The organism is Limosilactobacillus urinaemulieris (assembly GCF_014838745.1).
GTDB lineage: Bacteria > Bacillota > Bacilli > Lactobacillales > Lactobacillaceae > Limosilactobacillus > Limosilactobacillus urinaemulieris.
On the sequence record NZ_JABUXR010000008.1, the window covers coordinates 1 to 25229 of the forward strand.

The 25229-nt window shown below is 34.2% G+C and carries 25 protein-coding genes, 1 pseudogene and 1 CRISPR repeat array; of the genes and pseudogenes, 19 read left to right on the plus strand and 7 right to left on the minus strand.

Annotated elements, in window-relative coordinates:
* Positions 1-175: 175 nt before the first annotated feature.
* Positions 176-973, minus strand: a complete 798-nt coding sequence (locus HUK45_RS05125; RefSeq protein WP_328797160.1) for an Rpn family recombination-promoting nuclease/putative transposase — start codon at positions 971-973, stop codon at positions 176-178.
* Positions 974-1220: 247 nt separating this feature from the next.
* Between HUK45_RS05125 and cas9 the strand changes: the two genes are divergently transcribed.
* The 4 genes from cas9 (at position 1221) to csn2 (ending at position 7376) form a co-directional block, all read left to right on the plus strand.
* A complete protein-coding gene (cas9, locus tag HUK45_RS05130; RefSeq protein WP_191911396.1) occupies positions 1221-5318 on the plus strand; it encodes a type II CRISPR RNA-guided endonuclease Cas9 in 4098 nt (1365 codons plus the stop codon).
* Positions 5319-5516: 198 nt separating this feature from the next.
* Positions 5517-6425 carry a type II CRISPR-associated endonuclease Cas1 gene (gene cas1 / locus HUK45_RS05135; RefSeq protein WP_191911469.1) on the plus strand — a complete coding sequence of 303 codons (909 nt, stop codon included), beginning with the start codon at positions 5517-5519 and terminating at the stop codon, positions 6423-6425.
* Positions 6403-6708, plus strand: a complete 306-nt coding sequence (cas2, locus tag HUK45_RS05140) for a CRISPR-associated endonuclease Cas2 (RefSeq protein ID WP_191911397.1) — start codon at positions 6403-6405, stop codon at positions 6706-6708. Before cas1 ends, cas2 begins: the two co-directional genes overlap by 23 nt.
* Positions 6705-7376 (plus strand): type II-A CRISPR-associated protein Csn2, encoded by a 672-nt coding sequence (csn2, locus tag HUK45_RS05145; protein ID WP_191911398.1) that lies wholly within the window; start codon positions 6705-6707, stop codon positions 7374-7376. The genes cas2 and csn2 overlap by 4 nt, the downstream gene beginning before the upstream one ends.
* Before the next feature lie 29 nt (positions 7377-7405).
* Positions 7406-7904: direct repeats of the CRISPR family, unit length 37 nt; unit sequence AGTTTTAGATGTACTTCAGATCAATGATGTTTAGAAC.
* Positions 7905-8900: 996 nt separating this feature from the next.
* On the opposite strand, the gene HUK45_RS05150 is transcribed toward csn2, so the two are convergent.
* Entirely contained in the window at positions 8901-10256 is a 1356-nt protein-coding gene (locus HUK45_RS05150) for a hypothetical protein (RefSeq protein WP_235972019.1), read from the minus strand.
* 610 nt (positions 10257-10866) lie between these two features.
* On the opposite strand from HUK45_RS05150, the gene HUK45_RS05155 reads away from it, so the two are divergent.
* Positions 10867-11394 carry a DUF7010 family protein gene (locus HUK45_RS05155; protein WP_191911399.1) on the plus strand — a complete coding sequence of 176 codons (528 nt, stop codon included), beginning with the start codon at positions 10867-10869 and terminating at the stop codon, positions 11392-11394.
* 118 nt (positions 11395-11512) lie between these two features.
* Positions 11513-12289: a CPBP family intramembrane glutamic endopeptidase gene (locus HUK45_RS05160; protein ID WP_191911400.1), complete on the plus strand. Its 777-nt coding sequence runs from the start codon at positions 11513-11515 to the stop codon at positions 12287-12289.
* Positions 12290-12378: 89 nt separating this feature from the next.
* On the opposite strand, the gene HUK45_RS05165 is transcribed toward HUK45_RS05160, so the two are convergent.
* Both HUK45_RS05165 and HUK45_RS05170 read right to left on the minus strand, forming a co-directional pair.
* Positions 12379-12825, minus strand: a complete 447-nt coding sequence (locus tag HUK45_RS05165; RefSeq protein WP_191911401.1) for a DUF3021 domain-containing protein — start codon at positions 12823-12825, stop codon at positions 12379-12381.
* Positions 12822-13256: a LytTR family DNA-binding domain-containing protein gene (locus HUK45_RS05170; protein ID WP_191911402.1), complete on the minus strand. Its 435-nt coding sequence runs from the start codon at positions 13254-13256 to the stop codon at positions 12822-12824. The genes HUK45_RS05165 and HUK45_RS05170 overlap by 4 nt, the downstream gene beginning before the upstream one ends.
* A gap of 135 nt (positions 13257-13391) precedes the next feature.
* On the opposite strand from HUK45_RS05170, the gene HUK45_RS05175 reads away from it, so the two are divergent.
* From HUK45_RS05175 to HUK45_RS09545, 5 genes and pseudogenes are all read left to right on the plus strand, one after another.
* Positions 13392-13559 (plus strand): hypothetical protein, encoded by a 168-nt coding sequence (locus HUK45_RS05175; RefSeq protein WP_191911403.1) that lies wholly within the window; start codon positions 13392-13394, stop codon positions 13557-13559.
* A 106-nt stretch (positions 13560-13665) separates the two neighbouring features.
* Positions 13666-13968 carry a hypothetical protein gene (locus HUK45_RS05180; RefSeq protein ID WP_191911404.1) on the plus strand — a complete coding sequence of 101 codons (303 nt, stop codon included), beginning with the start codon at positions 13666-13668 and terminating at the stop codon, positions 13966-13968.
* Positions 13969-13988: 20 nt separating this feature from the next.
* Complete coding sequence (locus HUK45_RS05185) at positions 13989-14255, plus strand: hypothetical protein (protein ID WP_191911405.1); 267 nt, start codon at positions 13989-13991, stop codon at positions 14253-14255.
* Between the two features lie 856 nt (positions 14256-15111).
* Positions 15112-15186 (plus strand): annotated as a pseudogene (locus HUK45_RS09540) (hypothetical protein); the annotation flags it as partial.
* 30 nt (positions 15187-15216) lie between these two features.
* Complete coding sequence (locus HUK45_RS09545; RefSeq protein ID WP_235972021.1) at positions 15217-15414, plus strand: hypothetical protein; 198 nt, start codon at positions 15217-15219, stop codon at positions 15412-15414.
* Between the two features lie 160 nt (positions 15415-15574).
* Here HUK45_RS09545 and HUK45_RS05195 read toward each other — a convergent pair whose 3' ends face one another.
* Together HUK45_RS05195 and HUK45_RS05200 are read right to left on the minus strand one after the other, a co-directional pair.
* Entirely contained in the window at positions 15575-16300 is a 726-nt protein-coding gene (locus tag HUK45_RS05195) for an ABC transporter permease (protein WP_191911406.1), read from the minus strand.
* Position 16301: 1 nt separating this feature from the next.
* On the minus strand, positions 16302-17189 hold the full coding sequence (locus HUK45_RS05200) for an XRE family transcriptional regulator (RefSeq protein ID WP_191911407.1): 888 nt from the start codon (positions 17187-17189) through the stop codon (positions 16302-16304).
* Positions 17190-17618: 429 nt separating this feature from the next.
* Between HUK45_RS05200 and HUK45_RS05205 the strand changes: the two genes are divergently transcribed.
* The 4 genes from HUK45_RS05205 (at position 17619) to HUK45_RS05220 (ending at position 21803) form a co-directional block, all read left to right on the plus strand.
* Positions 17619-19091, plus strand: a complete 1473-nt coding sequence (locus HUK45_RS05205; RefSeq protein ID WP_191911408.1) for a C69 family dipeptidase — start codon at positions 17619-17621, stop codon at positions 19089-19091.
* A 248-nt stretch (positions 19092-19339) separates the two neighbouring features.
* Complete coding sequence (locus HUK45_RS05210) at positions 19340-19696, plus strand: hypothetical protein (protein WP_191911409.1); 357 nt, start codon at positions 19340-19342, stop codon at positions 19694-19696.
* A 127-nt stretch (positions 19697-19823) separates the two neighbouring features.
* On the plus strand, positions 19824-21209 hold the full coding sequence (locus tag HUK45_RS05215; RefSeq protein WP_191911410.1) for an MFS transporter: 1386 nt from the start codon (positions 19824-19826) through the stop codon (positions 21207-21209).
* A 45-nt stretch (positions 21210-21254) separates the two neighbouring features.
* On the plus strand, positions 21255-21803 hold the full coding sequence (locus HUK45_RS05220) for a hydrophobic protein (protein ID WP_191911411.1): 549 nt from the start codon (positions 21255-21257) through the stop codon (positions 21801-21803).
* A 106-nt stretch (positions 21804-21909) separates the two neighbouring features.
* Here HUK45_RS05220 and HUK45_RS05225 read toward each other — a convergent pair whose 3' ends face one another.
* Complete coding sequence (locus HUK45_RS05225; protein WP_191911412.1) at positions 21910-22617, minus strand: Bax inhibitor-1/YccA family protein; 708 nt, start codon at positions 22615-22617, stop codon at positions 21910-21912.
* 107 nt (positions 22618-22724) lie between these two features.
* Here HUK45_RS05225 and HUK45_RS05230 point away from each other — a divergent pair, with 107 nt between their 5' ends.
* The 4 genes from HUK45_RS05230 (at position 22725) to HUK45_RS05245 (ending at position 25205) form a co-directional block, all read left to right on the plus strand.
* The gene (locus tag HUK45_RS05230) at positions 22725-23498 is read left to right on the plus strand and encodes a sulfite exporter TauE/SafE family protein (RefSeq protein ID WP_235972034.1); all 774 of its coding nucleotides are present in this window, start codon (positions 22725-22727) and stop codon (positions 23496-23498) included.
* A gap of 120 nt (positions 23499-23618) precedes the next feature.
* On the plus strand, positions 23619-24128 hold the full coding sequence (locus HUK45_RS05235) for a helix-turn-helix domain-containing protein (protein WP_191911414.1): 510 nt from the start codon (positions 23619-23621) through the stop codon (positions 24126-24128).
* Positions 24129-24211: 83 nt separating this feature from the next.
* Positions 24212-24607 (plus strand): iron-sulfur cluster biosynthesis family protein, encoded by a 396-nt coding sequence (locus HUK45_RS05240; RefSeq protein ID WP_191911415.1) that lies wholly within the window; start codon positions 24212-24214, stop codon positions 24605-24607.
* Between the two features lie 109 nt (positions 24608-24716).
* Positions 24717-25205 carry a prolyl-tRNA synthetase associated domain-containing protein gene (locus tag HUK45_RS05245; RefSeq protein WP_191911416.1) on the plus strand — a complete coding sequence of 163 codons (489 nt, stop codon included), beginning with the start codon at positions 24717-24719 and terminating at the stop codon, positions 25203-25205.
* Positions 25206-25229 lie beyond the last annotated feature (24 nt).

Consider the following 25229-nt stretch of genomic DNA (forward strand, 5'->3'; position numbering starts at 1 on the left):
TAACCTTCTTTACATGATTTTTGTGGTGAATTGATTGTACAACACGAGGACAGCAGTTGTCCTTTTTGTGTACAAAAAAACTGGCATTGATTTTTTATCAATACCAGAAAGTGTATACCCACTTCACCATCTTTCAATGCTACATGGAGCTTGTGTTGAAAGATGGTGCTTTTATTTACTTAAATAATTTATCAACTTCCTGATCAGATAACTTAAACTGTTCCTGAACTTTTTGCTTCAATTGTTCTTCTGAAACTCCTAACTGACGAGTCAGTGTGATCATTTGTTGAATAGCCTCTTGACGACCTTCTTGACGGACATCTTCATCGTGAAACATCATATGAGTTTTATTATCCATATAACCGTTCCTCCATTTCCTATTTTGGCTAAGCTGGCCGATATAGTCTTGTAGCTCGTCTACATAACGATCATTTTTTACATCTTTATTATCTACGTAATGAAGAAAATTTTGCAAGTCTTTTGAAACATCATTTCGGTAACCTTTTGTGTTAAGAAAGATTGCTGTGCGCCCATCTTGCATTTCTAACTCTTTAGCATTAACGCAGAAGTTACGAAATTCGTACTTATATAAGCCTTTATTATATGGATCAAAAGGACAAATAAAAATGACGTAAGTTCGTTTCATTAAATCATATTGATCACCATGATTTAATAATTCAGCATCAATCCGTCCTTGATAGTACCGTACTCGTTTCGGTAATCCTTTTGTATGTCGTACCTGCATGTCAATTTCATAAATTGCATTTTGATCCTCAGTATAAACATCAAAACGAACGCCGTGACTATGAGGATCCTCCTGAACGGCTTTTTGTAATGTTGGAAATTCAATCCGTTTAATATTCAACTCAGGTAATATCAGTTGGATTAAATGACGGCAAAGTTTTGCATTACTCATCACACTACCGAAAACATAATCATCCTGAATGCTAATTTGTTCTTTCAATGCTATCACCTCAAATTTTGGCCTTACTATTTAAAGACGTAATAATTTGAGAATTATACTTATTTTAATAAGTTCTCAGTGACCTTTTTGACGTAGTGAAGTAAATTTTTACAATTAATTTTTAAAACATTTAACTTCATCAAGAAATGATATTAAATTAGGACACTCTCTATAATGAAACATATTAGTGATAGTATTCGCTTTCATTCTCTTGTGATATAGTTAAATTACTTAACCAAGGAGGAAGAATATTAAAATGTATAATAAGGAATATTCAATTGGTCTCGATATCGGGGCAACATCGGTTGGCTTTTCAGCAATTGGTAAGGACTATAAGCCGATCAGGTTGAAAGGGAAAACCGTCATTGGTGCTAACTTATTTAAGGAAGGTGAAACTGCGGCTGAACGACGTAGTTATCGGACGACCCGTCGGCGACTTAAAAGACGAAAATGGCGGTTAGCCTTGTTAGAAGAAATATTTGATCCGTATATGGCAGAAGTTGATCCGACCTTCTTTGCTAGACTAAAGGAATCAAATTTATCTCCAAAGGATAGTCAAAAGCAATTTACTAATTCTCTACTATTCCCTAAAAGAACCGATAGTAGTTTTTATGAAGATTTTCCAACGATTTACCATTTACGAGATCATTTGATGAAAAACAAAGGAAAATCCGATCTTCGTGAAATTTTTCTAGCTATTCATCATATTGTAAAATATCGTGGTAATTTTCTATATAATATGGCAGTTGATGATTTTAATACTGACTCTATTGATTTTTCTCGGGATTTTTCAGTTGTTAATGAAGCTTACCTAGAATTAGATCCAATTAAGCTGTTTCAGTTAAATAAAGATAATATTGAAGAAGTAGCTCATAATTTATTAGATAATAGTATAAGTAATTTAGATAAGCAGAAGACAATTGCAAAACTTCTCTTTGTTAAGTCTGAAGATAAGATGGTTGATAAAGTTAATAACACAATTACTAAGCAAATTAGTAAGGCTGTGCTAGGTTATAAATTTGATTTAGCTAGTGTTTTAAAAGTAGTTACTGAAGATAAAAGTAAATGGAAAATTAGCTTTAATGCTGAAAATATTGACGAAATTTTGGAAGATTTAATTACTAATCTAAATGAACAACAGCTAGAAATTTTGAATATTCTTTTAAAACTTCATTCGCAACTTGCTTTAAATGATATTGTACCTAGTGGTATGACTTTAAGTGAATCAATGATTCAAAAGTATAGTGATCATAAAGAACACTTAAAACTATTGAAAAAGTATGCTCAATCCTTAGAGCGCGGGCCTTATCGAAAGATAATGGATGCATATGCCGCCTATATTGGGAATAATTCTTCTAAGAAGCTCACGCAAGAGAAATTCTATAAGGTTATTAAACGTCAATTAAATGATTCAGAATTAGCCAGTGAGATTAGTGAATTAATTGCAAATAATCAATTTATGCCTAAGCAACGAACTAACCAAAATGGTGTTATTCCATATCAGTTACATCTTAAAGAATTAAACCAGATTATTGACAATCAGAGTAAATATTACCCTTGGCTTGCGGAGTTAAATCCTAATAAAGCACGACGTCGTAAAGCAAAATACAAAATTAGTGAATTAGTTGCCTTTAGGATTCCATATTATGTGGGGCCACTAATTACGGAAGAAGAGCAACAAAAGACATCAGATGCTGATTTTGCTTGGATGATTCGAAAGAGTGAAGGAAAAATAACTCCTTGGAATTTTGATGAGAAAGTTGACCGCATGGCATCCGCAAATAAGTTCATTAAGCGGATGACGACTAAGGATACTTATTTATTAGGTGAAGCAGTTTTACCAGCTCATAGTTTGCTATATGAACGGTATAAAGTATTAAGTGAACTTAACATAATCAGAGTTAATGGCCGTAAATTAAGCGTTGGTTTAAAACAAGATATTTATCATGATTTATTTGAAGACCATAAAAGAGTCACTAGAAAACAATTAGTGAATTACCTTGAGTCCAAGGGAATTCCTACTAATCCAATTATTAGTGGCTTATCAGATCCTGCTAAGTTTAATTCTTCGCTGGCAACATTTAATGATTTAAAAACCGTCTTTGGATCACAGCTTAATGATCCAAACAAGTTTGAAAAGATTATTGAATGGATTACCGTTTTTGAAGACAAGAAAATTTTAAAGGAGAAACTTTGTGAAGAGAAATGGTTAAGTGACACGCAAATTACAGAACTGGTTGCCAAACAATATCGTGGTTGGGGACGCTTATCGATGAGATTATTATCTGAGCTTAAAGATCAAAATGATAATTCTATTATTGATATTATGTGGAATACCTCAAAAACTTTTATGGAAATCATTAATGAACCTGTATTTGCTGAACAAATAAAAAATGAAAATCAAGATCAGTTAAAAGGAGAGGATTATGAATCGGTACTAGCTGATGCATATACCTCTCCGCAAAACAAAAAGGCAATTCGTCAAGTAATCAAGGTTGTAGATGATATTGTAAGGGCTGCAGGAAAAGCACCTAAATTTATTTCTATCGAGTTTGCTCGTGAAGATCAATTCTCACGGAGAACTCAATCACGGTTAGCACAATTGAAGCAAATTTATGAAAGTACCGCTAAAGAGTTAGTTCAAAACGAAAGAGTAAGAAAAGAACTTGGTAATATAAAGGACTTGGATGACCGATTATATTTGTACTTTACTCAGTTAGGTAGAGATATGTACACTGGTGAAACAATTAATATTGACGAAATTTCATCACGTTATGATATTGATCATATTCTTCCCCAAGCTTTTATCAAAGATGATTCTTTAGATAATAGGGTTTTAGTAAGTCGTGCTATCAATAATGGTAAATCTAACAATGTTCCACTAAAATTATTTGGCAATAGGATGAAGCCTTTCTGGAATAAGTTAAAAGATCATCATTTAATTAGTAAGCGGAAATATGAAAATTTAGTAACTAATCCAGATGCAATTGATAAATATAAGGCAAATGGCTTTATTAATCGTCAATTAGTTGAGACTAGACAGGTAATAAAACTAGCAGCTAATATTCTTTCTAGTCGTTATTCAAATGCTGGAACGCAGATTATTGAGGTTAAGGCTAATTTGAACCACCAAATGCGTGAATCATTTAGCCTCTATAAGAATCGGGAAGTCAACGATTATCATCACGCTGTAGATGGGTATTTAAGTGCATTTGTGGGACAATATCTTTATAATCGTTATTCAACACTTCAGTCATATTTCGTATATGGAAAGTATCAGCGCTTTTTTGATCAAAACGTTAAAACTAATCTAAAATTTAATCGCTTTAATTTCTTATATGATTTAACTTCATCTAATCAGGAAAACATTGTTAATAAAAGTACTGGTGAGATTATTGGCAAGCGCTCAGAATTGATTAGCCAAATCAAACGGGTATATAGCTTTAAATATATGCTAATCTCTCAAGAAACGTATACAAATTCTGGAGCAATGTTTGATCAAACTATTTATCCTGCTAAATCAAATAAAACCCTAATCCCAATTAAAAATGGTAAATCAACCCAAATTTATGGGGGATATAGTGGCAATAAGGATGCATATATGTCAATTATTCGGATAAAGGGGAAGAAGGAGGATAAATTTAAAGTTGTTGGTGTACCAATGCGAGCACTCGCAAAATTAAACAAATTAGTAAAGCAAAATAATGATGGTTATTTAGAAGAATTACATAGGGTATTGGCTGAGAAAACTGCCAAAATTAAGGTAAATCGGAAAAATGGCAAAAAGAAGAAAGAATATCTTCAATTTGATATTTTGATTCCTAAGGTCAACTATCGACAATTAATAATTGATGGTCAATTAAAGTACACGTTGGGGAGCGCTACTTACCAATATAATGCTCGGCAATTAGTTCTTTCTAACAATTCAATGAAGATTCTTGCTACAGATTTTACTAAAAGTAACGACGCAATTGAAGAACAGAATAAGCAATTAATGCTTGTCTATGATGAAATCTTGAATAGGGTTAATCAATACTTACCACTTTATGATAAGAATAAATTTAGAACTGGTCTTAAAAAGGGGAGGGATAAATTTGAATCCTTACCAGTATTACCAGTTTATGATGGAGCTACAAAAAAAGAAGAGGGTAAGGTAGAGGTGTTGAGGAATGTTTTAATGGGACTTCATAATGATCCTGTCAAGGGAAATTTGAAGTCAATTGGGATAAAAACACCATTTGGAATGTTGCAATCATCTCAAGGTATATTAATTTCAAAAGATGCAAAGTTAGCATACCTCTCTCCAAGTGCACTTTTTCAGCGAGAGGTAAGAATTAGCGATTTAATTAAATAGATATTAGAAAAGGGAAATCGCTCATTAGAACGATTTCCCTTTTGCTTATGTATTGGTCAGATAACTGACTCAAAAATTGAAACTTCTGTACAAAATGTACTGTTTGATTTTAACTCTGTACTTCAGATCAATGATGTTTAAAGTGCCGGTAGCTAACCGACATAATTATTTTACCAAAGAAAAATGGAGATGACAAATATGGGATGGCGTTCCGTCATAATTAGTCAGCATGCAAAATTATCATATTCATCAAATTTAATGGTGGTGCAAACAAGGGATGGGATAAGTCAGGTACCGATAGAAGATATCCAATTATTATTGATATCTACTACCCAAGCTGTTATTACTACTGCCTTGATTAGCGAATTAGCTGATCAAAATACAAAAATTATCTTTGTCGATAAAAATATGCAACCGAGTTGTGAGATTAATAATTATTATCCGAATAATCGAACAATTGACTTGTTAGAAACACAGTTCAGTTGGTCACAGGAAGTACGGGAGCTTTTATGGACAAAGATTATTTATCAAAAAATAAAAAATCAAATTCAAGTACTAGAAATTTACGGACATCCTGTAAAAGAATTTGAGAATGAATTAGATAAGCTAGAAATAAATGACTTGACTAATCGTGAAGCAACCGTTGCTAGAAAATATTTCCCACTATTATTTGAAAATAAGAAATTTTCTAGAAGAACTGGGACCGCAGTTAATGCAGCACTAAATTATGGTTATTCAATATTATTGTCAATTGTTAATCGAGAAATTGTCGAAAAAGGCTATCTGACAACATTAGGAATCCATCATCGAAGTAATGAGAACCAGTTTAATTTAGGTTCTGATCTTATGGAACCGTTTCGTCCAGTTATTGATTATTGGGTAGCTAATCAGAATTTTACGGAATTAACTCCAGATGTGAAATATGGGTTAGTTGATGCGTTAAATATTGAAATTACCTATTGTGGAAAGAAAACCTTATTACGGAATGCCTTGAGTAAGTATGTTGGTGATTGTTTGAATTACCTTAGCGGAATAACTAAAGTAATTAATTTAGAAACGGAGTTAAACCATGAGGTACCAAATAATGCGCTTATTAATCATGTTTGATTTACCAGTTGAAACAAGTAAACAAAGAAAAGCATACCGCAATTTTCGAAAAAGATTAATTAATGAGGGCTTCACAATGATCCAATATTCGGTTTACGTTCGGGTCTGTGTTAGTAGACAATCGGCGGGATTTATTGAGAAAAGGGTAGGCCAATTTCTTCCTGAAGAAGGTGTTATCCAGTCACTAATGCTAACCGAGAAACAATATAATGATATGCATTTTCTTTTAGGTAAAGAGAAAAAAGATGTTAGAAATTACTCAGGAAGGACGGTAATTTTATGAAGGTTACTTATAATAGCCACAAATCAGTTTCTCTTAATCCCGGTAAAATTGCTGTTATTGCAACGAATACACCGGTTGTTTTTAATGAAATTATGGGTGGATTAAATGACTTTAATGAATCAGTAAAGTTTGTTGACGACTCATATAATTCTTTAGAAGTAACTAAAATGATTGATTTAGATTCAGAGTTATTGGTGAATCATAAACTATATGAAAAATATTCTAAAGATATTATTAAAGCAGAAATTGATAATATGTCATTAGAATATCATGAAAAAGTTGACAAGCAAGCGCAACAGTTATTTACGGTACTTCAAAAATCACTTTTTATGACAGATTTACCAATTGAAGTTAGTTATGATGGTGACTTAAAAAGACTATTATCTTATAGCCAAATTAAATTATCAGCAGAACATGAGATGGGACCATATGATATAATTGCTTCAGATCTTAAAATACATCTAGAATGCAATTTAAAAAGTATTGTCTGTTTTTGTAATGTTGCTAATTACTTAAGTAAGTCTGAGTTTTATGAATTGCAAACGGAAGTTAAAAGATTGAATATTCCGCTTTTATTAATAGAATTCTCAGAAATTAATGAACGTTCTTTTTATCAAGAAAGTAACTTTCTCTTTATAGATCAAGACTTCATTGATTGGAAGCTCTAAAACATTTCTTTCATTAATTAGAATTTGATGGTTTTAGATGTACTTCAGATCAATGATGTTTAGAACAATGAATCGAAGCGGCAGGAGAAAAGCAAAGTTTTAGATGTACTTCAGATCAATGATGTTTAGAACCTATCAGCAAAATACAAGGGAGCATATAAAGTTTTAGATGTACTTCAGATCAATGATGTTTAGAACAATAATATTCCCCTTTTATGCCCCTTTGCAGTTTTAGATGTACTTCAGATCAATGATGTTTAGAACCAACGTGACTTAATATACATTGACATACCAGTTTTAGATGTACTTCAGATCAATGATGTTTAGAACGTCGATTTCCTTATCACCATTCTTCATGTAGTTTTAGATGTACTTCAGATCAATGATGTTTAGAACAATGATTCAGCGCGATCACCGGTCACCACAGTTTTAGATGTACTTCAGATCAATGATGTTTAGAACCTGTCGTGCAAAGTTAATACTGATGCTCAGGTTTTAGATGTACTTCAGATCAATGATGTTTAGAAATAATTTAAAGTTAGCGAACACGATTGGTATTAGAATGAAGAAAGATTTAATGTCATATGCTTCATCTTTAGGGTAACAAAAAAGTTTAGAACGATTATTTTCGTTCTGAATTAATCTTAGGTTATTTATAAATACTAAAATTTAAAAAACGACTCTTATATAATGTGCTTTATAATTGCTAGGCAGAAAATTTAGCGATTGTGAGGCGCTTTTGAATTTCTAAATATAAATTAATGTATTGCTGGGGTTAAAGGTATCGCTTAAATGGGCTACTGATTTGAAGTTTGACGTAAGTTAACATTTACTACCGATCCTAAGCTCTAAAATTGATATAGTAGTTTATCATTTTGCGCTTAATATGTCTCATAAGGTAAGTTAATTAGACAACATCTCCTGTGTGAGAAATACTTTCAGTTACCGAAAGTATTTGCCATTCAAATGTATCAATGAATTAAAATAGTTTTTCAAAATTCATACTCAGTATTCTATAATTTAACAATATTAGAATGACTTTAAAAGTAAAGGCATGATCTTGAGTGAATAACCCCAATCATGTCTTAGTAACATAATATTTCAATTTTGTCTGGTGTCTCGTACTTCAGTTGAGAATATTAAACTATATTATTACTTTTGTGAGAAACGAATTTTTATAACATTTTCTAATATTTGATTTGAAGTCAAATACGAATTATATGTATCGGGATTTCCATTCCTAATATCTAGAATATTTTGATCATTAATAATTCCTTTAGATTCAAAACGATGTAAAAAATCATCGATATCTAACGTTGTAACTATATCATCTGCGTAACTAGTCCCAATAATTTTTTTATTTCGATCATCAACTGATTTTATTATAATTTTACTAAAATTATGTCGATATAGGTAACTGTAAACATCTTTTATTTCTTCGACATTTTTATTGAAAAATTGTGTTAATGCTAAATTATACAGTAGTGTTATATTAATTATGTAATTTCGAGCATATTTAGAAAATCAATTATTTCCATTTTTTTGTAAATAGGAAAGATCTTTCTTTGCTTTTTTCTCCGTTTCTTTCTTTGCTTCTTTCTCCATTTTATTTTTTATTTGTCTATCCTTATAAAATCCTGGAATATTTAAATAGTATTCGAATCTATTGCTATCAATTTCTTCGATAACTTCGTTTATGATTTGACTAGCTGCATGATTTTGTGGATGTTGATCAAAATTTCTAAGATTATAACAAAGCCTATATCCTAAATTGTTATCATAAATGTAAGTACATATATTTTTCCAAATATTTTTGAATTCAGGAACATAGTTTGCTAACCATTTTTGTTCTAAATAATCAATAAACATATTTCCGTCAGCAATAAAAGCGCCTACTGTCACATTAGGATTAGTTGCTATATTTTTTGATATGAACTCACTAGTCAAATTTTTATATGAAGAAGTCACCCTATCATACAGAGCTTCTATATTTTCAAACCTTTTCCTAATATTTTGAAAAACGCCCATCTCTTTTTTATCTTCGTTGGTAATATTTATTCTCCTACCATCTTCAGAATAATAAATATTCTTCTTAAACTTATATACGTCTATTACACATTCTTTTACGTTATCTCTTATGCATTTACCATCGTTAAAAATATATTCGTTATATTGATCTTCAAAGTCTTTTGGCAAGTCTTTGCCAGTTTCTTTCTTGTATTCCTCTAAAAAAGGATCGATTTCTAATACTACACTAGCTGACTTATTTATCTTATTCTTCGAAATTTCTTCTAAATTCAAGTTGCTTTCAAATTCTTTAGTATAATTAATGTCTATTAAATTAACTATACTTTTCCAGTCATCATTACCTGCTTTCTTGCTATTAATAATTGCCATGTCATCAAAAAGTTCTTCTATCAGTTGTTGATGAGTACTATTATCTGTAAATTCAAAGCCAGCATTGCAAAAACCAATGTAATCAACTCTTCTGTCTTGAAAATAAGGTAATATGTATTTTTCAAATAATAGTTTTTTACTTAAAATAGATGCTTTTGAAGAAAATAAATTGTACTCATCTAGAATGGCAATGGAACTATCCTGACTAATTTTAAAGTCATCCACCATAGCTTCAGCCACAAAATACAAGTCACCTGACTCACTATCTGCAGCCTCGACAATATCAGCAACTTCACCATTTATTATAAAGAATCTTGCTGAAGCTAAGGTATTCAGTTCTTCATCTTCATCCATTGTCATCTTTAAATTTAAGATCGTGTTGTATACACCATCATCAAATTCTGATGATTTGAAATCTTCACTTTCAAACTCGACATATGCTAAGTTATTTTTTATGTATTCATCCGTAAATCTGGTATCCATATAAAATTTTACCTTTCTGTAATGTATTAAAACAATGATTATACACTAAAATAACACTTATTTTATTAAGAAAGCTTCGATCTTTTTTATGCTCTTAGCTAATTTATTAGTTGAGTTTCTATTGCATAGAAAGCTTGAGGGCTAGTTTTACCGCACACTTTGTTAATAACCTTTTAATTTACGTCGTTGGGATCTGGGCTGCAGTTTCTACTTCGTCAAGCATGATGTGGAGAAGTTTGACTGGAACTTTGCTTGGTATGGGAATTACTGCTGTATTAGTTTATTGGTGTTTTTTAAGAAACAAACAGAACCGAAGATTATAGTTGTTGAAAGATCAACTTAGCTAGTCAAAATAATATTGTTTATAAATCAGTCAGTATTCTTTAAGGGTCCAGTTGAAAGCCTTAGAAGATTAGGGGGATAAAAAAACAGTACTCAGTCAAAATAGCTGAGTACCGAATATTCTATTAATTAACTTTAATCACTCCACCATCTTTAAACGTAAACTCCGCGTTGGAAGATGGTGCTTTTAATTTGGTGTAATCAAGCTACAAATATTAGTTATCCTTATTGTATAATTAAACAACCAAAATTAAAGGAGGGACAGGCGATGACCCAACTCGAACAAAAAAGGCTTGAGCTAGCTGTTAAGCAAAAAAGAGGGCTGCATTTTATCGTTGCTTCTGTAATAATTTGGCTTGCAATTGCATTTATTTATTCATCTGCTATGCCAACCTTGACTAAGAACTTATTTGTTTTTATTTGTACAGGGATCTTATTACCGCTGGCATGGGGAATTTCAAAAATACTGAAAGTTAACTTCAGTGATAATGAAAATCCTTTGTCAAATTTGGGCGTCTTGTTTTCGGTGAATCAGTTATTATATTTGCTGATTGCCATGTGGATTTATCCGACTATTCCAGATAAAATGCCGATGGTTATTGCAATAATTTTTGGTGCACACCTAATGCCCTTTAGCTGGTTATATAAGTCTAAAGTGTACTTACTGTTTTCAATAGTTATTCCGTTTTTGGCGCTATTCATTGGCTTATCGTTTAGTCCAACTATTTTAGCTGTTGGAATGACAATTGTAGAAACCATTTTTTGCGGGGCATTAATTATTGAAAATAAAAATTGAAATTTATGGAATATGATCAGCAATATAAACTTAATCCGGTCAAATAAAGGCGTTGCAGTATAAGATCCCGTTGAGGTCTAAAATAACCTTAGAGACTATCCAATCGAGGCGAAACCACATGCGTAAATATGTCAAAGCGCTAATTATGATTATCCTGATTCTAGTACTAATAGTTATTGGTCAAATTGCACCACTAGCAGTAGCTGACCACTTAAATTTCTCAGAAAACACGGCAGTTATCATAATGACAGTTATTTATCCAATTATTGTTATCGTTGGTGGATGGCTACTAAACCATTTCCTATTTCATCAACCTCTGCCATTAGTGGCTAAGTGGCGTTTTCAATGGTGGCCAATTTTATATGCAATCTTGGCGGATGTCTTAATCTACCTATTTTCTTGGATTGCTCAGACCGGCTTCCATTCATCGGTCGCGACAATGAATAATTGGTGGTTACAATTCACGATGACAGTTGTGAGTGCCCCATTGGTTGAAGAATACGTCTTTCGTGGATATATATTTGGTGCGCTAGATAGCATTTTTAATCGTTCCGTAACGATTTGGCTAACAGCATTTATTTTCGGCTTAATCCATTTATCGTCGCTCGGTAAAGCAGCGTGGTATAATGCAATCTTCCTTGTGATTGCTTATACCGCAATGGGAATGTTCTTCACGTTAATTGCTGTGGCGGCGAAAAGCTTGTGGGCTAGTTTTACCGCGCATGTTGTGAATAATTTATTGATCTATATTATTGGAATTTGGGCGGCGGTTTCCACTTCATCAAGTATGATGTGGCGGAGTCTAACCGGAACTTTGCTTGGCATGGGAATTGCTGCTGGATTGGTTTATTGGCGTTGTCTAAAGAATAAACGGAAAAAGATTATTAAGGACTAACACAATTTTAGAGAAAATAGTAGATGCTTCTACAGATAGTAAAATGAACAGCTCGTGCCAGACTGACGCAGGCTGTTCATTTTAAAAACTTATTGCCTAAGCCTCCTATTAATTTTTTTCAAATCCTGCTTTACCGCGTAAAAATTAATAAACCACATAATAAGGTAAATCATTACAAAAATGCCGGTAAAAACTAACCAGTTAATTAGGTTTAATGGGAACCATCCCGCTAGAATTGCCAGGGGAGTAAATCCACAATAATAGATGATAAAGTTAATGATTGTTCGTTTTAAAATTGACCAATCCTCAATATTAAAAATTAATGCGCCAAAGCTGAATACAAGCCCCATCATCCCCCAGAGAATTACAGAGACTAACACTGCATTCAACATCCGGCTAAAATGGTCGGTGAAAGTTGGTGCAGATGGTACGTAATCTTTAAGGTTGTAGAAGTAACTAAAGAACAATGAAAAGACTAAGCCGAATAACTCGCCGACACTTACTCCGCTGACGGCATAAAGGAAATATTTTTTCATAAACCTAACCTCGCTTTTAAATTTTTGATTTTGCGACGACTAATTGGAATCCGCTGTTGATTTTTTAAAATTACATCAATTGCGCCATTATCCATTAATTCTAAGTGATCGATATGCTTAAAATTGAAAATTGCACTCCTAGAGGCTTCGACAAAATCATTAGTTAATTGCGCTTTTAATACCGAAATTGTTTTCCGATACTGATAGCGTTTATTAGCGGTTGCCACTTCTAAGCCGTGATCAGCTGTTTGAATGGCAAAAATATCACGATAATGGACGGGAACTAATTCATTATCATAGTTACACCATAGTACCTGCTCATTGTTATTTAAATATTCTAAAAGATCAGCGAGTTTAGGAGTCATTTTTCGCATCCAGATTTCAGCGTGTTCATTCTTAATTGAACTATCGACATGGCAGTTGATTTTCAAAGTGTTACACCTCCGCAATTGATGTACCAATTTTAACAAAAGATAACGGTACTAAATTCAATTAGTATTAAACGGTAAAAAAGATAAGTAAGAGGTTTGATCGAGGACTCGGATGGGTGAGCAAGGAGCATTTTGATGTCGATTTCTCGCCAAGGGGTTATTTATTGGGGAGTTTTAGAAATATTACGTCACCTAGCTGGTTATACTGGAATTATTTGGGCACAAGCAGTCAGCGATATCATTACCTGCCTGCTTGGTTACCTCCTCTACAAGCTAATTTTCAATTGGCAGGATAAAAAATAACGCGGAGATTTAATCTCTTCAGCATAAGTTATCTTAAATTTAAATAATTATTGTCATATGACTTTAGCGGTCTGGTAAACTTAAATTGATGAAAGAGGGTTAAGTGATGAAAACCGATCAAATTAAAGTTAATGTGACTGAAAATAAAGACAGGTCAGCAACATATGAAATGCTGATGTCTAATCAGCAATATAAAGTTATGAGCAAGGTTTTTGCGAAAAGTGGCTATACAATTGCGTCCTATTTTAAGGCATTCATGGAAAATTTAGTTAAAGAGGATGCTGATGGACCAGTTCACCAGTGGCTCGATCAGTTGATTGTTGAATCAGGGGATGAGCTCGGTGTAAAAAAAGAAGCAATTGAAAAGGCAAAGGTTCGAATTGCCAAGCTTAAGGCTGAAACCAAGTAATACTAAAGAAGATAATCATAATGCGACAAATACCGATTAATCAGGCGAAGTCGATCATAAAGCAGCTTTTGAAGGTAAAAAGACAGCAGAAAATTAGCCTATTAACGAATAAGAAGGATCGTTCATTAACAATTATCGTAAATGATGGTGAAGTAACCGTGAAAGAGCAAGGATATGTTAACGATATCAATACATATTCTACTGAGAGTACTGCTAAGCATGAACTAACAAGGGCTTTCAAACGCGAATTTCCTCGTAGTCACCAGCTTTATATTAGCTATGAGTAAGACTATAAAAGGTGAATAATTAAATGAAATTATTGAAAAATAGTTTAACTACTTATCGCTTGCAATTACTGCTCGCAATTATAATCGTAAGCATCAATACGTCGTCCCGTGGCGGTGTTGCTTCACTCCTAGTGCTTTTGATGCTAATAATTGCTTTACTATTTACTAGTGTGGCTCGTTCGTCTCGAAACTTGCGGTATATTAATTGGGGGATTCAGCTATTAACAGCTCCCGTTCTCCTATCATTTACTACCGGAAGCTTGCTAATGCTAGCGAGATCACTACTCTTTGTTAGCATCCTAGTACTACTGAGTTACCTTGTAATTTTCATCCCTTATACGAAACTTTACGTAAAGCCGTTAAGAAATACTTGGTTACGACTATTATGGGTAATTTTCTTTTTCCAAATTGCCATCGGTCCCGCTTCCTATTATGGAGTCACAGTTACGACTGGTAATGTGTGATTCACCTCACTAATAACCACTGGCTGTTTAGGGGCAATTGCCTATTTGATTGTAATTATTAAAGCTTTGCAAGCTGGCATTTACAAACGCCGCTATCATTTGCCAAGTACCACGTTAAGGTTAATTGGGGCGTGATCCTAGTTTATCTTTTGCTAGTATTGCTCTTTTTGTACAGTAACTTGGCAGGTTATCAAAAGCTAAGGATGAAGGGCAGATTACAATTGTGGCAAGATTTCCTTACATCGCTTGAAAGCGGAATTGGTGAAGAGACCTTATGTCGGTTTGCAATTTTGACCTTACTAGTGATCATTTGTCGTCACTCGAAATGGAAGGTACCGTTAGTGATTTATACTAGCTCACTGATCTTCTGACTTCTTCACTTCATTAACCTGATTGATCAAAATTGGCCTCTAACGGTCTATCAATTCTGCTTTACCACTATTTCAGGGATCTTCTTTGCTCTTATTTTCTTATACACTGGCCGATTATGGTTAGTTATGGTAATTCATTTTGCGATGGATTTTGTTTCTTCATTTAGCGAAATATCAGCGATGAATAGTACGGTTAGTTTAGCTGATTATCAATCGATCGTGGTGTTAGCATTGTTGATGCTTGTCCTTACCATTTGGATGATGAGAGGAAAACGGGGCAAAGTGATGCAAACTCGGACGCAATTACTAATCACTAAAAATTAAGAGGAAGCGTGACAGAAGTCATTTATGACTTCGTTTTCACGCTCCCGCGAGCGCAAATAGGGTTCCAGAGTTCGGTTATACCGGACTCTGGAACCCATTTGCGTACCGCGTTGTTCGTATTTGAACTTAGTAAAAGTATTTATGTCATATCCCCTCTTATTCAGATATTATCAGTATTTCTATAATGAAGTTTAAATGCAACTATTATCAAGAATGGGAGTAGTGTGATTACACTGCTAAGCAAGAATATTCCAAAATTTTTAATTAACTGGTCGTTTTGCTGAACTATTTGATAGGCATAATAACTCGGGAAAAGTTTTTGAATATTGGTCATTAACTTAATCATTGAGTTTGTTGGAATAAAAACATTCCACGGAACGATAAATATTGCTAGTAGAAACATCAGTGGAGTTGAACCCGCGTCAATTAAGGAGCGATCGAAGGAAATGCCAAACGTAAAGCCAATTACGCTTAGGTAAATTCCGAAGAGGTTAACTAAACCGAGAGATATCCAAGTTACCTGATTAAAGTTAATTGTATGGAAAAGGCAAGCAAGCAGTACCAATATAATGGTAATAATCATATTAAGAATTAATTGAGTAATTAGCTGTGAAATCAGATATTTCCAAATAGAGTAGTGGCTAATTCGCGCTTGAAGAAAATAAAAGCGACGATTACTAGCAATCCGTTTACTAAAAGTAACAATTGAATTGCCTAAGATTCCAATCAAAAGGGCTAATATTAGCAGAATTAATTGGAAAGGTGATTTTTGTGGCATGTTAGTTATTTTGATCATCATCCAGTACCAAGAAGTGGGGAAGATGATAGTAAAAATTAAGAAGCGACGATTACGAAGTACTTGTTTAAGTTGAATTTCTGTGATCATGCTAGTCCTCCTTATTGTTGAGTCGATACCATTGAGCAATTGTTTGGTGATGACTGTGGATTTCTTTAACACTAATGTCATGAGCAATAATACCGTCTTTTAGTAACCAAACTCGAGAGAAGTATTTGTCGATTTGGTTAAAATCATGAGTAACTACAATTGTGCTACCATTACGCTGATCTAATAACTTCCAGAAAAAATCAATTGAAGTGAGATCCATTCCGACAGTTGGCTCATCTAAAATTAATAATTTAGCAGAGCGTAAAGTGCTTATTAACAAACTGAGTCGTCGCTTTTGACCACCGGATAATTTTTGAATGAATTGATTAGTTTGATCATTTAGTTTAAATTTGAGCAATAGATTATTGATGTATTTAGGTTGATAGACCTTATTAATTAATGCAGCTAATTTAACCTGTTCCATAACTGTAAGATCTGGAATTAGGACATCATCTTGAGGCATCACATTTAGATCCTGTTTAAGATTAAAATAGTATTTTATCTTGCCACTATCCGGATTGAGTAAACCAATGAGAATTTTTATTAACGTCGATTTACCAGCACCATTGCTGCCGAGAAGCGCAATTCGTTCATAGTTATTAATACTGAAAGTAACATCTTTTAGCACAGGTTTGTTAAAGGTTTTTTTCAGGTGATTTACGGTTAATAACAGAGTATCAGGATCCTTACTACCAGTTACTAAATTATCTAAGCTTACGTTAAAAAGTCGTGCTAGTGAGATTAAATTATCTAGGTTTGGCTCTGTATCACCATTTTTCCATTTAGAAACTGCTTGACGGGATACAAATAGTTGACTAGCAATATCATTTTGAGAAAGCTGTTGCTCTGTCCGGAGTTTTCCCAACTGGTGGGCAAAAATATTTTTCATGAGAGTACACATCCTTGTAGAAATGATGCTTTTATTTTAATGGATTTTTTAATCACATCAACTAAATGCCTAGATAATAATGTTTGCGCAAGTTGCAACCATATGTTGACAGCTAATTTCCTGGGAAATAAAAGAAGTATCTAAGGGAATAGTACAAACAAGTTTGCCGATCCTAAATAGACATAATCCATGAAAATAATTTCATGAATTATTGATTCTCTTAAATGAATATAGCCAATCTGATCTGTATCATCCTGAATGCCTATTCAATTAGCCGGAAAATGAGTTAATTAATATTCAAACTGTGAATGTTTAAACATGTTAACAAAATTAACTATTTATTGCTTATTGACTAATAGATATAATCCTGTAAAGTTATTCGTGAAAGCGCTAACAAAAAACAATTAAATCTATTGGGAGATGGTTAAGATGACAGCTAATCATTTTAGATACTTGGTAGGCTTTGCCGCATTTGGATTTGTGATGGGAACAGTTAGTTCAGCAAGCGCCTGTACAACGGTTTTAGTTGGGAAAAATGCTAGTACAGACGGCTCAACAATGATTGCTCGAAATGAGGATGTTGATACTTCTTGGGCTAAACACTATGTTTATCATCCAGCTACTTCTGGAACTAATACTCAATACCGTTCTACTGATAATGGCTTTACAGTTGATCTGCCTACTAATGCTCAAAGCTATACAAGTACACCAGATTGGCAACAGAAAAAGGGTCAGGATCAGTTTGGTGAAGACGGAATTAACAGTAGTAATGTGGCAATGAGTGCGACTGAATCAGGAACGACCAACAAACAAGCACAGAAAGCAGATCCATTTGTAAAGAAAGGAATTTCTGAGCCATCAATGGTTGATGTTGTTTTACCATACGCTACTTCCGCAAAGGATGGGGTTAAACAACTCGGTCACATTGTCGAGACAAAGGGTTCAGCTGAAAATAATGGTGTGATTTTTAGTGATAAAAACTCAATTTGGTATATGGAAATTGGTTCCGGACATCATTGGGCTGCTGTTCGGGTGCCAAATAATAAGTATGCGGTAATTCCTAACCAGAATGTCATTGGCAACGTTGATACTAAGAAGAGTAATTTTATGACTTCTAAGAATTTACCTAAATTCGTTAAAAATCACCATTTAAATGGTTACGTTAATAGTCATCAGGTTAATTTTGCTCAGGCATTTGGGACTAATAATAAAGAAGATGCTACCTATAATCGTCCACGAATTTGGGATGGCCAACGAATTTTAACACCAAGTAAGAAACAATCAATTACCCAAAAGCACTATGCAATGTTTATGAAACCGGATCATAAAATCTCTGTGCAGAAGGTTCAACAGGTATTAGGCTCCCACTTTAATAACACCAAGTACGATAGTAACGGTAAATGGGTTGGCGGTTACCGACCAATTAATGTGCCAACTGATGTTGAGTCTCATATTCTGCAAATTCGTCCCAACGTTCCTAAGGAGATGGCCGGAGTTCAATGGTTAGCAATGGCTTCACCTGCCACCAGTGTATACGTACCATTCTATACAAATGTGAATAGTACTCCAAATAATTACCAAAAGGGAACGGACAAACCCGATAGTGAATCAGCTTATTGGACATATAAAATGACGAAAGTATTAACTGATCCATATAAGAACAAGCTGGTTAATAAAGACGTTGTTCCAGTACAAAAGAAAACAACTAGTCATTTAAAGACGTCATTAAAGAATAATGATCAGCAGGCAAAGAATCTTACCGGTGATGAGTTGACTAATTTCTTAACTCAATGTAACCAGCAAAATGCTGACTATGCCCAAAATGTTTTCCAAAAATTGAATAACAAGTTAATCGTTGACTCAACCCGGCAAACAAAAATTGTCCAGGATAAGAATTTATAATATTGGTCCAATGCTTACTAGCAAATAATTAGCTCTCAAAATTCGGCTTAGCTGTATTCTGAGAGCTTTTTTGTATATCCGTATTTCCCAGGAAATAAAGTGTTAGGACAGGGAGAAAGTTGTTTGTGATATCTCATATCTGTTAAAAAGATAGTTATGTTATTATAGGTGGCTTAATTGTTTTAATTAATATTATCTATACTATAATATAAATAGAATTATAAAATGATAATAAGGAGCCTTGAAAAATGAGAGTTACAAAATTAGTTGTTGGAATATTACTGTTGGTATTGGCAGCCTGGTTATTAATTGATGGGGTTGCAAATGGAATCCTGGGGATTTGGACTGATCCAAATTATGTTTACGCTAGTTTAGAAATTATTTTAGCTGGGCTATTTATTGGTGCAGGTGTTGTTTATATTGTTCAAGAAGATAGCCCGTTTCTTGGCGGTGACATTACTGGCCTAATTTTACTGGTAATTGGCGGTATTATTGGAATTGTCGGTGGCTTTATGGATCGGTGGATGTTTCTCTACGCTGTTATTAGTCTGGTAGTTGGGATTGGCTTCTTTATCTGGCATAGTAAAACATGTGAGGATATCTAGTAGTTTTATGAATTTTAAAATTTGTGATGATTAAGAAGGCTTCCAGTATTCGTTATTACTAATTTCTGGAAGCCATTTATGTATACCAAAATCTTCCATTATTAGAATTGAGAAACGAGGAGCTATTATGGATGATAAAGTAACGCCCAAATTACTTACAGCAATTTTATCAGCGGGGATGCTTTCTTTTTTAGGAATTCTCGATGAAACAGCTACTACGGTTACTTTTCCAACGTTAATTAAGGAATTTGCAATTACTACTGATCAAGTCCAGTGGATTAATACATTGGTTCTCCTTGTGATTGCGACCATTGTTCCCATTAGTTCTCAAATTAGTTTACGGTTTACGACTAAGAGAATCTTTCTTACCGGAATTACCTTTTTTGTGCTTGGCCTAGTGATTGATATTTTTACGCCACGATTTGATTTGTTATTACTAGGGCGAGCATTTCAGGGGATCGGAACCGGAATTGGGTTACCATTAATGTATAATATCATTCTTACTAAGGTCCCCAAGACCCACCTTGGCTTTATGATGGGAATCGGGACAATGATTACTGCAGCAGCGGTTGCACTAGGCCCGGTGTTTGGTGGAATTGTAACTGAGCTTTTAAACTGGCGCTGGATCTTTATTATTTCAATCTTTCTTGCAATTATTAGTGCTTTTACGGGAACCTATTCGATTACGCAACTTAATAAATTACAAAGAGTTTCTTTTAAATATGGTCAGTGGCTAACGATTGCCGTTGGTTTAGTTTTCTTAATGCTTGGTTTCACTAACCTTGCGAAAAATCATTTTTGGTCAGGACAAGTTGTCGGTTGTTTACTGTTAGGATTAGCTAGTTTACTTATTTGGGGCAAACTTTCTTGGAATGATTCAACAGCCTTAATAAGTCCACGTCTCTTTACGAATCTTGCTTTTAGTATGCAGCTTCTTTGCTATTGCTTTGCCAAGATTAGTACGTTAGCGCTTGGCTTTATTTTCCCTATCTATGTTCAAACGGTTAACCAGGGTTCAGTTTCTCTCGCCGGCTGGATAATGTTACCAGGAGCAATTATTGATGCCTTAATGGCAGCCTTGGCAGGAAAATTATTAGATAGGCAAGGCGCTCGACTGCCGATTATTCTTGGAACAATTGCTAGTTTAATTGGTATTGTTATTATGAGTATTTGGGGAATGCATCTTTCTAATCTTGCAATTATTCTTCTCTATTCTCTTTATTATGGTGGCTACGGAATGTGTTTCAGTAGTTTAATGACGAGTGGTCTAACCTCATTAGCTACTGACAGTCATGCACAGGGGAACGCAATTTTTAACACTTTGCAGCAATTTTCAGGTGCTGTTGGTACAGCACTTGCGGGAACACTTATTGCACTTAGTCAAAGTAACCATCAAATTTCTCGAGCAGTAGCAACGGCGATTGGAGCAAAATGGACCTTTCTCGTTTTAACTGGCCTAATTATTCTTAACCTAGTTCTTACTACTATCTTTGTTCCGCGGAAAAAGCATTGACGCTTCTTTTGGTAGCTAACCGTTATTCCCTGAGAAGGTGAGTGTGTGTTACTTTTAATAATCTTTTCTTTACTTGTTTTATATAATTTTATTCGGGATACATTCCGCTTTGAACCAGTTACGCGGACAAGTTTTATTATTCTGCCAATTTACGCCACGATAATGACTGTTATCTCAATGATCGTTGAACTAAAAGAATGGCACTTCTCAATCATTTTCACTTTGGCTTTAATCGGTGTACTCCTTGGATGGTTCCAAACCTTTAGTCTAAAGGTTATTCAGATTAATGAGCATTCACATGATGAGTCATCTGGATTTAAATATTGCCGTGGCTGGTCATATCTGTATGGGTTTATTTTAATCTTTATTGTTGAAATAATAACTAACTTTTCATTAGGAGAAAGAGTAACCTTTAAGGGGGTCTTTTTCGAATTGATTAATGAAATTTTACGTGAGCGATTTAAATTTTTACCATATAATGGTTGGGTTATTTGGCTGCTATTGGCGGTAACAACTAGTGTTTATACATTAATCTTAATTCATCGGTATCCAATTATTACTAAGGTCTTAACGCGTAAGCAACGTGAGAAATAGGAACCTACTTTCGTATAATTCTTGCTATAGAAAATATAAAAATAGCGAAGACGGTGAGTAAAATTCATATCGTCCTCGCTATTTTAGTTAAAATTTTTGTAATCAATTACCGTTCATCACTTGAACCAAAGATATCCAAAAAATTAATAAAGAGGTTAATGAAATCAAGGTATAGTTGTAAAGCACCTAGGATAGCTAACCCGGTAGTAGAAGCTCCTCCACCATATTCCAGATAAATATTCTTCATTCGTTGAGCGTCCCAGGCAGTGAGAATGGTAAAAATAATAACGGCAATTACTGAAAGAATATAGTCAATTGCAGGATTTTGTAGAAAGAAGTTAACAACCATTGCAATAATTAAGCCGATTAACGCTGCTGAGGCAAAGGAACCGGCCCTAGCAAAATCACGATGCGAACAAGTACCAATCAGTGCCATGGTTAGGAAAATACCAGCAGATGAAACGAATGCAGTTGCAATATCAGTTCCGGTATATGCCCCGGCAATAAACGCAAAAGTAATCCCATAAACAATTGACGTAATTATTAACAAAACAAACCCTAATCCAGGACTACGAGTAGCGTTAAAACTAATTCCAAAAGTAAGAAAAATCGGTAATAGAATGATTAACCAAATTCCCCACCGGTTGTTGATCATGAAAGAAGTAAATTGCTTAGCAAAAACGCCCATCACCAACCAAGCTGTTAGAGCGGAGATTAGTACTGCTAAAGTCATTAGTCCGTACATTCGAGTTAAGAAACTATTTAAACCATTAATATCATTGACGACTCTTCTATTAGGTGAAAATTCATCCATGACTAGCACTCCTTTCGTTTACTATTTACTATACCTCTATTATATAATATAAATAAAATAATAACGAACATGATTGGTTATAAATATTGGAGGACGCTGAATTGCAAATGTTAACGATTGTTGGGGTAATTATTGTTGGTTTAATTACTGGAACTGTTACAAGCTTGATTGGTGCTAGTGGTGTTTGCGTTGTTGTTCCAGCCCTCACACTCTTTTTTGGCCTTAATTCGCACTTAGCAATTGGGACAAGCTTAATGGTAGACGTGATTACTAGCATTGTCGTTGCTATTAACTACTTTAAGCACGGTAACGTTCGTCTTCAGGCAAGCTTATGGATTACGGTTGGATCAATTTTAGGCGCCCAGTTAGGTAGCCATTGGGCCGGAATGATTAATGATACTTCACTTAGTATGATTTTTGCAGTCGTTTTAATTATTTCTGGGATTGCCACTTTAAAGAAGGGGGTTAATAACCATTTTGATTCACAAAAAGGGATCCACTTTAAAAGTAGTTTTACTCAGGCTTTGTTATTATTAATTATTGGCAGCGTAATTGGAGTTATTAGTGGCCTTGTCGGTGCTGGTGGTGGCGTGATGATCCTGTTAGCAATTATTTTCATTCTTCATTACCCAGTACATCAGGCAGTTGGAACATCTACTGTCATTATGGCGATCACGGCTTTATCATCCATGATTGGCTATGCTCGTCAAGGGAATGTTGATTGGCTGATGGGACTATTTATTGCTAGTGGTGCGGTAATCGCTGGAATTATCGGTGCTCGTTATGCAAATTCGATTAATGAAGAGAAACTAAACAGGGTTATTTCATGGATCTTTATTATTCTGGGTTTCATAATGATTGGGATGCGTCTAATTCATTAATTTCCCGGGAAATTAAATTACTGACGGGTAACTGTCAGGATTCTGACGGCTAAATGGCGTTGTTATCCGTAATGTTAAAGTGTAATTTAAAAGTACAAGTAAATAAGGGAGGGATGTCCCATGGTAGAGACTGAAGTTAAAAAATTACGGGTTGCCAAACACTTATCTCAAGAACAACTTGCTGAAAAAGCCAAAGTTTCTGTAAGAACTATTCAACGGTTAGAAGCAGGTGATGACGCTAGCATCTCAACATTAAATTTGGTTGCAAGCGCACTAGGAGTAGAAGTTGGTGAGCTTTTTCCACAAACTCAATCTGCACAGCAAAAGGAAAAAATTCAATCAGCTGATGAACAGTTACAATCACAGCTATACCAGCGGCATGAGGAATATCACACTTTTAAGAGTATCTACAATACCTGCTTCATTGTTATTATGATGATTTGGGGATGTCTTTTTCCATTAATCCACAATAATGCTTTTTCTTCAATCGCTGGTGTTTTGTGGATTGGTGGCTGGCTGCTTTTTGGCCCGTTAAAAAAGGAAATTAAAATCAAAAGAATCGATCCAAAATTAGATGCTAAATATCCATTGACTGTTAATCGGATTGATAAAGATAAGGAGGCAAACTAAAAGTCAGGAGCATTTTTCTTTATCTCTTATAAAAAGTGAGTAGAATAATAGTTACCATATCGCTTAAGAGGGGAGAGTTATTTATGAAAAAGTTAACTGTAACTGACGCGGCATTGGAACGAATTAAGAAATATCTTCATCCTGATAAGCAAATCGTTTTAGACTTTGACGATGGGGTTGGTCCATTCTCAGCAATTGGCAATTGTAGCCTAGATGCTAATTATCGCCTAATTTTTGTTAATCGTGACGTTAAATTACCTGATTTTGACGAGATCGTTAGTTCTAATATTGGTGATATTCGGATCAAGAGTGAATGGTATGCCAGTGCTCAGTTTGAAGATCAAATGGAACTACGCTTTGATCCTAAGCACTTTACAATGCCATTGGTTAGCCCAACAAAAATTTTAACCGATAACGTTGAAGTTGTTGAAATTGATGAACCGCTTAAGACAGAATATAGCGGGACTCATGATTGCTAACAAATAATTTAAGACTAAATGAAAATATCCAAAAACGAAGCTGCGAACTTTGAGCTATAATGATTGTTCGTAGCTTTATTTTTAGAGTGTATTTTAATGAGGAAAAAACATGGATCCACAACAAATTTATCAATTGCTAAATTTTAATGGAATTAAATATCAGTCAATTCACCATCCAGCTGTCTTAACGACAGATGAAGCTGATCAGTATGTTCAAGACCATTCATTCGCAAGAACAAAGAATCTCTTTTTGCACACTCATAACCGAAAAAAGTATTTCCTATACGTCTTTCCTGAAAATAAGCGTTTTAATGAAAAAAGCTTTCGTCAGGCAGTTAAAACATCTCGATTATCATTTGCTTCCCCAGATGAACTGAACCAGATTTTGGGCGTGGCTCCGGGAATGGTGTCACCCTTTAATTTACTTAATGATCAAAGTCATCAGGTATCACTAATTGTTGAGCAAGAAGTTCTTAAAATGAATAAATTAATTGGAGTACATCCAAATACTAATACTCAAACCGTGATATTAGAGACTGCTGATTTGTTGGCACTTTTGAAAAAGGTTGGTGCTAGTATTCAGATAATTAATCTTTAGCTTCGGTCGGAATTAAACAAGTTT

Excerpts from the sequence above, each read along its gene's own strand:
- cas9 (WP_191911396.1), top strand. The coding sequence starts at position 1,221 with ATGTATAATAAGGAATATTCAATTGGTCTCGATATCGGGGCAACATCG.
- cas1 (WP_191911469.1), top strand. The coding sequence starts at position 5,517 with ATGGGATGGCGTTCCGTCATAATTAGTCAGCATGCAAAATTATCATAT.
- cas2 (WP_191911397.1), top strand. The coding sequence starts at position 6,403 with ATGCGCTTATTAATCATGTTTGATTTACCAGTTGAAACAAGTAAACAA.
- csn2 (WP_191911398.1), top strand. The coding sequence starts at position 6,705 with ATGAAGGTTACTTATAATAGCCACAAATCAGTTTCTCTTAATCCCGGT.
- HUK45_RS05150 (WP_235972019.1), bottom strand. The coding sequence starts at position 10,256 with ATGGATACCAGATTTACGGATGAATACATAAAAAATAACTTAGCATAT.
- HUK45_RS05155 (WP_191911399.1), top strand. The coding sequence starts at position 10,867 with ATGACCCAACTCGAACAAAAAAGGCTTGAGCTAGCTGTTAAGCAAAAA.
- HUK45_RS05160 (WP_191911400.1), top strand. The coding sequence starts at position 11,513 with ATGCGTAAATATGTCAAAGCGCTAATTATGATTATCCTGATTCTAGTA.
- HUK45_RS05165 (WP_191911401.1), bottom strand. The coding sequence starts at position 12,825 with ATGAAAAAATATTTCCTTTATGCCGTCAGCGGAGTAAGTGTCGGCGAG.
- HUK45_RS05175 (WP_191911403.1), top strand. The coding sequence starts at position 13,392 with ATGTCGATTTCTCGCCAAGGGGTTATTTATTGGGGAGTTTTAGAAATA.
- HUK45_RS05180 (WP_191911404.1), top strand. The coding sequence starts at position 13,666 with ATGAAAACCGATCAAATTAAAGTTAATGTGACTGAAAATAAAGACAGG.
- HUK45_RS05185 (WP_191911405.1), top strand. The coding sequence starts at position 13,989 with ATGCGACAAATACCGATTAATCAGGCGAAGTCGATCATAAAGCAGCTT.
- HUK45_RS09545 (WP_235972021.1), top strand. The coding sequence starts at position 15,217 with ATGGTAATTCATTTTGCGATGGATTTTGTTTCTTCATTTAGCGAAATA.
- HUK45_RS05195 (WP_191911406.1), bottom strand. The coding sequence starts at position 16,300 with ATGATCACAGAAATTCAACTTAAACAAGTACTTCGTAATCGTCGCTTC.
- HUK45_RS05200 (WP_191911407.1), bottom strand. The coding sequence starts at position 17,189 with ATGAAAAATATTTTTGCCCACCAGTTGGGAAAACTCCGGACAGAGCAA.
- HUK45_RS05205 (WP_191911408.1), top strand. The coding sequence starts at position 17,619 with ATGACAGCTAATCATTTTAGATACTTGGTAGGCTTTGCCGCATTTGGA.
- HUK45_RS05210 (WP_191911409.1), top strand. The coding sequence starts at position 19,340 with ATGAGAGTTACAAAATTAGTTGTTGGAATATTACTGTTGGTATTGGCA.
- HUK45_RS05215 (WP_191911410.1), top strand. The coding sequence starts at position 19,824 with ATGGATGATAAAGTAACGCCCAAATTACTTACAGCAATTTTATCAGCG.
- HUK45_RS05225 (WP_191911412.1), bottom strand. The coding sequence starts at position 22,617 with ATGGATGAATTTTCACCTAATAGAAGAGTCGTCAATGATATTAATGGT.
- HUK45_RS05230 (WP_235972034.1), top strand. The coding sequence starts at position 22,725 with ATGTTAACGATTGTTGGGGTAATTATTGTTGGTTTAATTACTGGAACT.
- HUK45_RS05235 (WP_191911414.1), top strand. The coding sequence starts at position 23,619 with ATGGTAGAGACTGAAGTTAAAAAATTACGGGTTGCCAAACACTTATCT.
- HUK45_RS05240 (WP_191911415.1), top strand. The coding sequence starts at position 24,212 with ATGAAAAAGTTAACTGTAACTGACGCGGCATTGGAACGAATTAAGAAA.
- HUK45_RS05245 (WP_191911416.1), top strand. The coding sequence starts at position 24,717 with ATGGATCCACAACAAATTTATCAATTGCTAAATTTTAATGGAATTAAA.